Origin of the sequence: Clostridium sp. 2218st1_F5_2218SCRN_220325 (assembly GCF_039062665.1) — a bacterium.
Lineage (GTDB): Bacteria > Bacillota > Clostridia > Peptostreptococcales > Peptostreptococcaceae > Intestinibacter.
Genome location: NZ_JBCLNH010000008.1, coordinates 112,079 through 123,432 on the forward strand (window position 1 = coordinate 112,079; position 11,354 = coordinate 123,432).

The following is an 11,354-nucleotide window of genomic DNA, read 5'->3' on the forward strand; positions in this document are numbered from 1 at the left end:
GGAGGTATTTACCTCCTTTTTAAATTCTCACATAAATAATTCTATTTTTTAAACTGTAAATAAGTATAACCTTTCTTAAGGTATTTTAAATCGTTTTATTTAATATATCTTTTTAATGCTTTAGCAACTGGAACTCCAATTACTAATCCAACTACTATTTGAGTTATATTTCCCGGTATTGACATAACTGGAGATACCCAGTTTCCATATAAAACACCTTCTGTTATATAATATCCTATTATCATCCAAACTCCTGATACTAATATTCCTGCAATATTTACAAGCATATTATCGCCGTTTCTTCCATTAGACCAAGCTATTTTTCCTATTATATATCCCATAATTCCTCTTACTACAAATGTAAATGGAGCCCACATTGCCCATTCTGATAATAAATCAAATAGACCCATTCCAAATGCCCCTGCTGCTGCTCCTTTTTTAGGTCCAAAAACTATTGCTGAAATAAACAACATTGTATTTCCCAGATGAACTAATCCTCCAGATGCCGCTATTGGAAGTCTTATATTTATAAATCTCGTCGCTATATAAACTAGCGCAACTAAAAGCGCCGTTTCTACTAAGTCTTTAGTATTGACTTTTGTTTGTTCTACTTGTTGCATTTTCCTCTCCCCTTTATATATATTTTAAATTTATTTTCTATGCATTATAATATTTATTAAATAAATCTACTAAATTTTTATCTGTTTTAAATCCTAAGTCTTTAAGGCCTAAATCTACATAATTAAGAATAGGTACTATAGCTTCGTATTTTGCATTTTCTCCCATATGCCCAATTCTAAGTATTTTACCAGTATATTTAGCTAATGAAGTCGTCATGACTACATTATATTTTTCTAGTAGATGTTTTACTAAGTTTCCTGCACCAATTTCTTCTTCAATATCAACTACTGTTACAGTATTTGAATATCCATCTTCTAAAAATAAATTAAGTCCATATTCTTTTACTGCATTTCTTGTCGCATTTGCTATTTTAAAATGTCTATTTTGAACATTTTCAATGCCTTCTTCTAATATATTGTCTAATGCTACATCAAGCCCCATAATATCGCTTATTGGCATTGTATATGGGAACCATTTATCTCTATAATAATTTTCCCATATTGTTAAGTTACAATAAAATCCTACAATAGGTGTTTTTCTACTTTTCATAGATTTTTTAGCATCTTCACTAACTGACAGAATTGTAAGACCTGTTGGAGCTGAAATAGCCTTTTGTGACCCACCACAAACTATATCTAGTTGCCAGTTGTCTACTTCGATATTTTCTCCAACCATAGCGGCAACTGAATCTACAACTGTAAGTATGTTGTATTTTTTAAGTAATGGTCCTATTTTTGATAAATCATTTAAAACTCCTGTAGGAGTATCACAATGTACTACTGTTGCGTATTTAAAATCGTGATCTTTTTCTAAGAACTGTTCTAATTTTTCTACATCAATAGCTTTATGATAATCATCAGAGAAATAAACTACTTCTCCTCCATACATTTTTACAAAATCGTCAAATCCTTTTCCAAAAATACCATTATCAATTACTAAAACTCTATCTCCGCTTTCTGTAAGTGATGCACACGCTGCTTCTAATCCTAAAATACCTTCTCCACTTAAAATATAAACATCGTTTTGTGTTTTTAAGATTTTCGCCATTTTGTCACATGTATTTTTATAAAACTCACAGAAATCTACGTCTACATCAGGATTAGTAGTCTTTTCTGCTCTTTTTAATCTTACATTTTCTCTAACTTCTGATGGCCCTGGTGTGTAAACTGTTTTGTTATTCATTTTCTCCATTTTGTCCCCCTATTTTTAATGTATAAATTTGTATTGTATTATTAATTATAATAAAAATTATATAATTTTTAACAATCATATAAGCATATTATATATTATATGGCCTTTATTTCAATACAGTTTAGTATAAATTAGTAATTGTATGGGTGCAATTAAAAACTGATTTCCTACAAATAAAATAGAAAATCAGTTTTTGTATTAAAATCTTTTTAATTGATCTTTTTTAAAAGTCCACTCAGGTGTATTTAAAGTATCTCCAAAATCTAAGCTATACCATGGACTTAAATTTTTGTCGTTTGGATTTATAAGAAGTTGTGTTTGTTGTGCTGGCATATAACTTTGTGCTAGCATAAATACTTTTTCTCCTGTAGATTTATTTTGCGCCATATCTACTACTATTACACAATGACCTGGAGAACCTCCCTTTATAAATACATCTCCTATTTGCATATCATTTATATCTACACTTTTTAATTCTTTTTCTAAAGATAATGTAGAGCTATATGCAAAAACTAAATCCATATAATTTCTAAAAGTCGAATATGAATTATCAGGTTGTGCACCTTTATAATATGAACACGAATTTTCACCGACATTTATTCTATACCCCATTCTCCACTTACTGTATTCAGCCTTAAATCCATTTACAAACTCAAAACTTATTTCATCATATCTTTCGTTTTGATATAAATATTCAGCCCTCAAAAGCATCACAGCATCTGCACATTGATGTAAATCTCTATCTCCTATATCTACATCGAAAACACTATCGTATACATTTTCTTTATTTTTTGTTTTTCCGTTATAATACTTTACCTTCTCGCCGTATTTTTCTAATTTGCTATTTCTTAAAAATTCCCCAAAATTATTTTCTTCTACGCTTATCCTTTCATATCCCTTAGGTACGTCATACCTCTCTTTTATTGTATTTTTCTCCTTATTTACTAAAATCGTTTCAGTTTTGCCTACTGTATTGATTTTAGAAGTTGTACTACTTTTATTTATTTCACTACTACACCCACAACATATAAATAAAGTAGCACACAAAATAAATCCCAAAGCATTTCTTTTTTGCATAATACTCCCCTTTCTATTTACTAATACTATACTAAATGGTTAAAATATATATAATATTAATATTACAATAGATTTTACTATTTATTTTTACATATTATATAAAATTTCTTAAATATTTTTTAAGAAATACCTCTAAATACTAATTTAAAAGGAGATTTAAATGATTGATTTAACTTTACTAGGATGTGGTGGCAATGTTCCTATGCCTAATAGATTTCTATCTTCCCTTTTTATAAATTATAAGGGTAGTAAAATACTTATAGATTGTGGTGAAGGTACACAAGTTGCTATGAAAAAATACAATTGTGGATTTAAAAATATAGATTTAATACTTATAACTCATTTACATGGAGACCATATAATAGGATTAATTGGTCTTTTACAGACAATGGGTAATAGCGGGAAAACAGACGATTTAACTATAGTAGGGCCAATCGGCATAATAGATGCTATGAAGGCTATAAAAGTCTTGGTTGAATATCTTCCATATAAAGTTAATATAATTGAAAACCCAAAACAAACATTTTCTTTAGAACATGATATTTTAAAAGATATAGATATATCTACAATAAATTTAGACCACTCTACTGAATGTATCGGATATAGCTTGTATTTTAAAAGAAAACCTAAGTTTGATAGAGAAAAAGCAATTTTGAACCAAGTTCCTCAAAATCTATGGAAAAAACTCCAAGAAAACTCTTCAGCAATTTATAAAGATAAGACATATTATGCTGATATGGTGTTAGGTGAAAATCGTAGGGGAATAAAACTTAGTTTTATAACTGATACTAGACCTACTTTTGAAATACCAGAGTTTATATATGAGAGCGATTTATTTATATGTGAAGGTATGTATGGAGATGATTTAGATATATCAAAAGCCGTCAAAAACAAACATATGACTTTTAGAGAGTCTGCTAGTCTTGCAAATGCCGGAAATGTAGATAAATTACTACTAACTCATTTTAGTCCATCTATTGAAAATCCAAAAGACTTTATCCAAAACGCCACTAATCTTTTTGAAGATACTATTATTGGAGAAGACGGATTAACTTTAAAATTATCTTATACGGATTGATTTGATTGTAATTTTAAAAATTTATTTTATTTTTATAATTTATAGAGGAATTTAGATTTACATATCGAATTTTATAAGTATCCTTTACTATTTTGAAATTCATCTTAAAAAAAGAATTGCCAGTTTAAATTTTAGCAATTCTTTTTTTTATTTATATTCAAGTTTTTATTTAAATAAATATTTTTATATTATATAAGTCAATTATCTTCTTGATCTTTTAGTTGGTCTACCTTTTTTAGTAGTACCTTCTTCTTGAACTTTTTTCTTAGCTACTTGACCTGGGAATAATATTTTAGGCTCTTCTAAATTTTTTCTGTATATTGTAAATTTAAAACCTATAGCTTGAACGTATTCTGCTCTTAATGCATTACATATTGCATTTGCAGTTTCTTTTGCGTCAAGTCCCGCAGTTTCAAGTATATTAACTTTAACTAGTTCTCTAGAATCTAGCATATTATCTAATTGTTCTAAGAATCTCTCATTTACACCATCTTTACCTATTTGAGTTATAGGTTTCATAGTGTTAGCAAGAGATCTTAAGTAAGCTCTTTGTTTACTATTTAGCATGTCTTCCTCCTAATTTGTATTTAAATTCTAGTGATAGAATTCAAATTCTATTTCGTATATCTTAACTGTATCTCCGTCTTCTATGCCCATTTCTCTAAGTTTATCGAATACACCTTCATTTTCCATAGTTTTTTGGAAGAATTGGATAGATTCCATATCCTCAAAGTCAACAGAGTACATGATTCTTCTAAGTTTTTTACCAGTTACTACATAAGTTCCATCTTCATCTATTTCAACACTTAATCCTTCTTCAACAGTGTTGTCAAGTTCTGGTCTGTAGTATTCTTCTTCTGATACTAATTCTATATCTTCTACTTCTTGAAGTAATTGTGATGTATAAGCTATAACTTCGTCTACACCATCTCTAGTTGCAGCAGACATTTTGAATACTTTGTATCCTCTATCTTCTAAAGTCTTTTTAAAGTTTTCATAAACTGACTCATCAAATAATAAATCAGCTTTGTTTGCCACTACTATTTGAGGTCTAGTAGATAATTTATCGTTGTATAATTTTAATTCATCGTTTATTTTATCGAAATCTTCTATTGGGTCTCTTCCCTCAATTCCTGATATATCGACGATATGGATTAATACTTTTGTTCTTTCTACGTGTCTTAAGAAGTCGTGTCCAAGACCAACACCTTCTGCAGCACCTTCTATAAGTCCTGGTATATCTGCAAGAACGAAACTATCTCCAAAGTTAGTTTTAACAACACCTAAGTTTGGTGTTAAAGTTGTGAAGTGGTAGTTAGCTATTTTTGGTCTAGCTTTAGTTACCACTGATAAGAATGTTGATTTACCTACGTTAGGGAATCCTAAAAGACCTACATCAGCGATCATTTTAAGCTCTAGTATTACCCATCTTTCTTCTCCATCTGTTCCAGATTTAGCAAAACTAGGTGCTTGTCTTACAGCATTTGCAAAGTGTTGGTTTCCTTTTCCGCCTCTACCACCTTTTGCAACTACTGCTTCATCGCCTTCATTTTTTAAGTCAGCTATTATTAAATTAGTAGCTTCGTCTCTTATTATTGTTCCTGGTGGAACTTTTAATACTAAATCTTCACCGTTTTTTCCTGCTTGTCTTTTTTTGCTTCCGTCAGCTCCTGGCTCACCTACATATTTCTTTTTGTATTTGAAATCCATTAAAGTTCTAAGACCTGTATCTACTTTGAAGATTATACTAGCTCCACGACCACCGTCTCCACCGTCTGGGCCTCCTGCTGGAACATATTTTTCTCTTCTGAATGATACAGAACCATTTCCGCCGTTTCCTGCTTTTACGAATATTCTAGCCTTATCTATAAACAAGTCTTTCACCTCCCAAGTAATATTTTTATTGTTTCCATTTTTAAGGTATATATTATTGTTGAAAAAATCTTTGTTTCAGATAGTTGTATGTATATTTCCTATATATTATAAAACAAAAAGGAGTGTAGATACACTCCTTTTCTTTTATAATTATTCAGCAACTTCTACTACTGGATATATACTTACTTTTTTTCTTTTTTTGTCGTATCTTTCGAACTTAACAGTACCGTCTATTAATGCGAATAAAGTGTCATCTCCACCTTTACCTACATTAGTACCTGGATGTATCTTAGTTCCTCTTTGTCTTACTATTATACTACCAGCAGTAACTACTTGTCCGTCATATCTTTTAACACCTAATCTTTTTGATATAGAATCTCTACCATTTTTAGAAGACCCTACCCCTTTTTTAGATGCTAATAATTGTAAGTTCATGTTTAACATTTGGAGTCACCCCCTACTTTTTTAAGATTTTTATATTTTTCGGATATTGTCCTTTTATCATTTCCATTGTTAACTTAAAGTGTTCAAATAATAAATCAGTTTTATCATTTAAACAATCTTCTTTTACTATGCATTCAATCATTCCTTCTTGTCCTATTTCAGACTCAAATTCGACTTTTGCTAGTAAATTCAATGAGTTGTCCACACCTATTGCGTTAGATGTAACGGCTGAACAAACTATATCGTAGCCATATTCGGCATACTCAGCATGTCCTTTTAGTGTGAATCCTTTTAATCTGAAATCATCTGTGTAATGATATTTAATCTTTATCATATTACACTCCAATTACTAAGCGTTTATAGATTCTATAACTAACTTAGTGTATGGTTGACGATGTCCTTGTTTTCTTCTGTAGTCTTTTTTAGCTTTGTATTTGTAAACTATTACTTTCTTAGCTTTTCCTTGAGCTACAACTTTAGCAGTTACAGTAGCACCTTCTACAACTGGAGATCCAACAGTTAATCCGTTTTCACCAGCAACAGCTAATACTTGATCTAAAGTTACAACATCACCTTCGTTAGCTTCTAATTTTTCTACGAATAATACATCACCTTGAGCAACTTTGTATTGCTTTCCACCTGTTTTAACTATAGCGTACATTCATATACACCTCCTCGGTCTCAAACTCGCCATTAAGGTACTTTCTTTCGAAAGTTTTTACCTTGTCTGTGCGGCATTACAGTTATTAATAATACATTGTTTTTGATTAAAAGTCAATATTATTTATAAATAATTTTTTCGCCTTTTTGATTTATACTTTCTGTTTTTGTAATTTCAATACTTATCTCGTATTTTTTTTCTAGTTTTTTTAGAGAATCGCTGTATTTTTCAATCATTTTATTGTAAATATATGGTGATATTTCCAATAAAATATTATTATAGTTCGTATGTTCTTTCATTCTTATAATGTCTTTTTCTAAATCATCTAATATGTAGTTAATTGATTTTTGACTAAATTCACTTTTACAATTTTCACATGTGCTTAGATAGTAAGAATCTATAGAGTCTTTTTCTCGCATTCTAGCGATTTCAACAAGACCTAATCTAGTTATACCTAGGACCTCGCTTTTTCTTTTGTCTCTACTTAGACATTCTTCTAATTTTTTAATTAAGTTTTCTTTATATTTTTTCTTTTGTAAATCTATAAAGTCTACTATTATAATACCGCCAATATCTCTAATCTTTAGTTGCCTTGCAATTTCTTCGCAGGCTTCTAAATTAGTTTTATACATAGTTTCTTCTCTCGAGATATTTCCTGTAAATTTTCCTGTATTAACGTCGATTACAGTCAATGCCTCTGTTTTTTCTATTATTAAATAGCCTCCACTTTTAAGCCATACTTTTTTGCTTAAAGCTCTTTCTATTTCTTTTGAGACTTTGTATAAATCAAATATATCTTTATTTTGCTCTAAAATTAGTTTATCTACATAACTTTTATCTATGTTACTTAATAAAGTTTTAATTTCTGTATATTTATCTTTATCATTAAAGATAATATTATCTATTTCGTCATTAATATTATCTTTAATGTATTTTGTGTCTAGGTCTAATTCTTTATATAGTAGTTTAGGACCCATACCTAATTTAAATTCTTTAGATATATTTTTATATCTATTTATAAGCATTTCAAAATCTTCTTTTAATTTATCTATATCACAGCCTACAGCTTCTGTTCTAATTATTATGCCCAGATTGTCTTTGTTTAATGATTTTACTAATTTTTTTAGTCTAAATCTTTCTTTTTCTTCAGATATTTTATTTGATATTGTAATTCTATCATTTGATGGTATTAAAACTAAATACCTCCCAGATATACTTATCTCTTGTGTAAGTCTTGGTGCCTTAGTTCCAACAGCTTCTTTGTTGATTTGAACGAGAACTTCCATACCATTTTTTATATCGTCAGAAGATTTAATAGGTAAATATGCCATCTTTTCAAAACCTATATCTACAAAAGCCGCCTCTATACCTGGCTTGATATTTTTTACTATACCTCTGTAAATATTTGATTTTGTCTTTTTATGTATATTATCTTCTATTAATAGTTCTATTAGCTTATTATCCTGCATAACTGCAGTCTGTGTAGATGAAATTAATGATTGTACTATAATTTGTTTCATTTTATTATCTCTATAAATTAAAGTGGAGTCACTAATTGACCATCTTCCATAGCATATAAATCACGTCTTAAAACACTAACTTCTCTTGGATCTATTTCTAAATCAAGCATATTTAATATTTGTGGTATTAAGATATTTATATTTAAATTAGCTTTTGATCCTGTAGCTATAGTAGACTCAAAAGTTACTTTTTTGTCGTCTAAGCTTACTAAATCAAAGTTTTTGATTAAAGGTCTTATATCGACTTCTACTTTTCTACCTTTTTTATTTGTCTTAGTTACTATTATCTCTTCACTTTTTACGAAGTTTAACACTCTTGATTTAACAAATTCTTTGCTTAAAGGAGTGTCTAAGTCTATATTGAATATATATTCTCCATAAACTATTACTGATGATAATGAAGGAGTTTTTGGGTCTATTTCTTGACCTTTTATAAATTTAATTCCCTCTGGTAATTGATTGTTTATTCTCTCTAAAAATTCGTCTACTTCTATATCGTCTTCGATTTCTATATCAACATATTCACCTTGACTCTCTACTCCTAGAGCTAATGCATTACCATAACTCATTTTAGGATGAGGATTGAATCCTTCAGAATAACTTAAGTTTATTTTTGCTCTTCTGAATGCTCTTTGTAGAAGTCTTTGTAAATCAAGATGAGATATAAATATCATCTCATCTTCTTTTTTGTATTTAACTCTTATTAATTTACTCATACTTAACATAACCCCTTTCCAATTTCGTGTGCATTTATTCCACAACCATTACATCTGTGTCTACAGTCTACAGTTATTTTTTCAGCTCTAGCTATTTCATTTTCTCTAACTAAGAACTTTTTACTAACACCTACGTCTATATGGTCCCAAGGGAATACTTCGTCGTAAGATCTTTCTCTATTAGCATAGAATGCTATATCTAAATTATTTTTTTCCATAGCTTCTTTGTATATATCTAGTTTGAAGTGTTCACTCCATCCATCGAATTTTGCACCCATTTTGTATGCATCTAATAGTACTTTTCCTAGTCTTCTGTCTCCTCTTGCAAATACTGCTTCCATTAAACTTGTTTTTGAGTCATGGTAGTTGTATTTTATATCTTTATTTTTTAGAGCTTTAACTAAATAACGTTGTTTATCTAAAACTTCTTCAGTTGTATCTTGTCCATGCCATTGGAATGGTGTAAATGGTTTTGGTACAAATGTAGATGTACTTACTGTAACTGAGAATTTCTTTTTAAGTTTTCCATCGTGTACATTTCTATAAGTGTCTATAACATCGTATGCTAAATCTCTTATACCATCTAAGTCATCGTATCTTTCAGTTGGAAGACCTATCATGAAGTATAATTTAACACTGTTCCATCCCATTTCGAATGCTTTTTTAGTTGTATTTTTAAGGTCGTCTTCTGTTACACCTTTGTTTATAACATCTCTAAGTCTTTGAGTACCAGCTTCTGGTGCAAATGTAAGACCAGATTTTCTAACTTGTTGTATTTTTTCTGCTATTTCCATAGAGAAGTTGTCAAGTCTAAGTGATGGTAGAGATATACCTATATTTTCTGGTGTAAATTCATCAACTAAGAAATCCGTTAATTCTGGTAGATTAGTGTAGTCACTTGTACTTAGTGATGATAATGATATTTCGTCATATCCTGTATTGTCTACTAATTCTCTTACTGATTTAGTTAATGTATCTAAGCTTTTTTCTCTTATTGGTCTGTATATCATACCTGCTTGGCAGAATCTACATCCTCTTGTACATCCTCTAAATAATTCTAATACAACTCTATCGTGAACTATTTCTATATAAGGAACTATTAATTTTTCTGGATAATATACTTCATCCATATTTCTTATTATTCTTTTACGAACTTTTTCGTTTACGCCTTCTCTATTTGGTTTAACAGATTTTACTGTTTGGTCTTCGTTGTATTCTACATCGTAGAAACTTGGAACGTAAACACCTTCTATTTTTGCTACTCTAGCTAAGAAATCTTCTCTTGTAGTTTTATTTTTCTTCCACTCTTTATATTCAGCAACAACTTCTAAGTTTACTTCTTCACCTTCACCTAGTATCGCTATATCTATGAAGTCTGCAAGTGGCTCACAGTTATATGCACATGAACCTCCAACCATTATGAATGGATCGTCTAATTCTCTATCTTCTCTTTTTAGAGGTATTCCTGCTAAATCCATCATATTTAATATATTTGAATATGAAAGCTCGTATTGAAGAGTAAATGCAACAAAATCAAAGTTTCTTATAGATTCTCTTGATTCTAATGCAAATAGAGGTATATTATTTTCTCTCATTATTTGTTCCATATCTAATGCCGGAGCATAAACTCTCTCACAGAACACATCTTCATCTTTATTTATTACTCTATATAGTATTTGACTTCCTAAGTGACTCATACCTACTTCGTATAAATCTGGGAAGCAGTGTGCGTATCTTATTAAATCTTTATTTGTAGTATCTTTATGGATTGAATTTATTTCATTTCCTAGATATCTAGCTGGTTTTTCTACTTTTTTAAGTATCTTTTTAAAATTATGTTTATCCATCTATTACTTAATCCTCCATGTTCTCTATATTACAGTCAATTATTTTTATTTTAGTTTATATTAAAAATAACACGAATTTTATTATACACTATAAAATATTATGTTCAAAGGTTTTTATTTATAAATAAATCCATTATTGTATATAATTAAAATAAATTATTATGTATTAATTTCTATAAACTTAAATTTAAAGCTTTATATTATATTTATAACCAATTTTAAAGATTACTATTTAATAAATAAGTAGAATTTGTATATTTATACTTATATTATATTCTCTTTTAAACTTTATACTTATAAAAAACGTTTTTTAGAGTATACTAT

Annotated in this window: 12 protein-coding genes; 1 reads left to right on the forward strand and 11 read right to left on the reverse strand. The window is 29.2% G+C overall.

From position 1 onward, the window contains the following. Positions 1 to 95 precede the first annotated feature (95 nt). From ABCM86_RS06795 to ABCM86_RS06805, 3 genes are all read right to left on the reverse strand, one after another. Entirely contained in the window at positions 96 to 620 is a 525-nt protein-coding gene (locus tag ABCM86_RS06795; RefSeq protein ID WP_195930483.1) for an ECF transporter S component, read from the reverse strand. Positions 621 to 657: 37 nt separating this feature from the next. Further along, positions 658 to 1,803, reverse strand: coding sequence for an alanine--glyoxylate aminotransferase family protein (locus ABCM86_RS06800; RefSeq protein WP_343003731.1), 1,146 nt, complete (start codon positions 1,801 to 1,803; stop codon positions 658 to 660). Positions 1,804 to 2,010: 207 nt separating this feature from the next. Then, positions 2,011 to 2,889 carry a DUF4846 domain-containing protein gene (locus ABCM86_RS06805; RefSeq protein WP_195930479.1) on the reverse strand — a complete coding sequence of 293 codons (879 nt, stop codon included), beginning with the start codon at positions 2,887 to 2,889 and terminating at the stop codon, positions 2,011 to 2,013. A gap of 160 nt (positions 2,890 to 3,049) precedes the next feature. On the opposite strand from ABCM86_RS06805, the gene ABCM86_RS06810 reads away from it, so the two are divergent. Continuing rightward, positions 3,050 to 3,967, forward strand: coding sequence for a ribonuclease Z (locus ABCM86_RS06810; protein ID WP_195930478.1), 918 nt, complete (start codon positions 3,050 to 3,052; stop codon positions 3,965 to 3,967). A 201-nt stretch (positions 3,968 to 4,168) separates the two neighbouring features. On the opposite strand, the gene ABCM86_RS06815 is transcribed toward ABCM86_RS06810, so the two are convergent. The 8 genes from ABCM86_RS06815 to ABCM86_RS06850 all read right to left on the reverse strand — a co-directional run bounded on the left by ABCM86_RS06815 (position 4,169) and on the right by ABCM86_RS06850 (position 11,030). Beyond that, the gene (locus ABCM86_RS06815; protein WP_279051625.1) at positions 4,169 to 4,534 is read right to left on the reverse strand and encodes a YhbY family RNA-binding protein; all 366 of its coding nucleotides are present in this window, start codon (positions 4,532 to 4,534) and stop codon (positions 4,169 to 4,171) included. A 27-nt stretch (positions 4,535 to 4,561) separates the two neighbouring features. After that, entirely contained in the window at positions 4,562 to 5,842 is a 1,281-nt protein-coding gene (gene obgE, locus ABCM86_RS06820; RefSeq protein WP_195931534.1) for a GTPase ObgE, read from the reverse strand. 150 nt (positions 5,843 to 5,992) lie between these two features. Next, positions 5,993 to 6,286: a 50S ribosomal protein L27 gene (rpmA, locus tag ABCM86_RS06825; RefSeq protein ID WP_022072586.1), complete on the reverse strand. Its 294-nt coding sequence runs from the start codon at positions 6,284 to 6,286 to the stop codon at positions 5,993 to 5,995. A 13-nt stretch (positions 6,287 to 6,299) separates the two neighbouring features. Next, entirely contained in the window at positions 6,300 to 6,620 is a 321-nt protein-coding gene (locus tag ABCM86_RS06830) for a ribosomal-processing cysteine protease Prp (RefSeq protein WP_195931533.1), read from the reverse strand. 15 nt (positions 6,621 to 6,635) lie between these two features. Next, positions 6,636 to 6,947, reverse strand: a complete 312-nt coding sequence (gene rplU, locus ABCM86_RS06835; RefSeq protein ID WP_195931532.1) for a 50S ribosomal protein L21 — start codon at positions 6,945 to 6,947, stop codon at positions 6,636 to 6,638. Between the two features lie 119 nt (positions 6,948 to 7,066). Beyond that, positions 7,067 to 8,467 carry an Rne/Rng family ribonuclease gene (locus ABCM86_RS06840; protein WP_295571569.1) on the reverse strand — a complete coding sequence of 467 codons (1,401 nt, stop codon included), beginning with the start codon at positions 8,465 to 8,467 and terminating at the stop codon, positions 7,067 to 7,069. A gap of 17 nt (positions 8,468 to 8,484) precedes the next feature. Continuing rightward, on the reverse strand, positions 8,485 to 9,183 hold the full coding sequence (locus ABCM86_RS06845; protein WP_195931530.1) for a TIGR03936 family radical SAM-associated protein: 699 nt from the start codon (positions 9,181 to 9,183) through the stop codon (positions 8,485 to 8,487). Between the two features lie 2 nt (positions 9,184 to 9,185). Next, entirely contained in the window at positions 9,186 to 11,030 is a 1,845-nt protein-coding gene (locus ABCM86_RS06850; RefSeq protein ID WP_295762306.1) for a TIGR03960 family B12-binding radical SAM protein, read from the reverse strand. Between the last annotated feature and the right edge of the window lie 324 nt (positions 11,031 to 11,354).

Coding starts and splice junctions, on each gene's coding strand:
- ABCM86_RS06805 (WP_195930479.1), bottom strand. CDS start 2,889: ATGCAAAAAAGAAATGCTTTGGGATTTATTTTGTGTGCTACTTTATTT.
- ABCM86_RS06800 (WP_343003731.1), bottom strand. CDS start 1,803: ATGAATAACAAAACAGTTTACACACCAGGGCCATCAGAAGTTAGAGAA.
- ABCM86_RS06845 (WP_195931530.1), bottom strand. CDS start 9,183: ATGAGTAAATTAATAAGAGTTAAATACAAAAAAGAAGATGAGATGATA.
- ABCM86_RS06830 (WP_195931533.1), bottom strand. CDS start 6,620: ATGATAAAGATTAAATATCATTACACAGATGATTTCAGATTAAAAGGA.
- rpmA (WP_022072586.1), bottom strand. CDS start 6,286: ATGTTAAACATGAACTTACAATTATTAGCATCTAAAAAAGGGGTAGGG.
- ABCM86_RS06815 (WP_279051625.1), bottom strand. CDS start 4,534: ATGCTAAATAGTAAACAAAGAGCTTACTTAAGATCTCTTGCTAACACT.
- ABCM86_RS06810 (WP_195930478.1), top strand. CDS start 3,050: ATGATTGATTTAACTTTACTAGGATGTGGTGGCAATGTTCCTATGCCT.
- ABCM86_RS06840 (WP_295571569.1), bottom strand. CDS start 8,467: ATGAAACAAATTATAGTACAATCATTAATTTCATCTACACAGACTGCA.
- rplU (WP_195931532.1), bottom strand. CDS start 6,947: ATGTACGCTATAGTTAAAACAGGTGGAAAGCAATACAAAGTTGCTCAA.
- ABCM86_RS06850 (WP_295762306.1), bottom strand. CDS start 11,030: ATGGATAAACATAATTTTAAAAAGATACTTAAAAAAGTAGAAAAACCA.
- ABCM86_RS06795 (WP_195930483.1), bottom strand. CDS start 620: ATGCAACAAGTAGAACAAACAAAAGTCAATACTAAAGACTTAGTAGAA.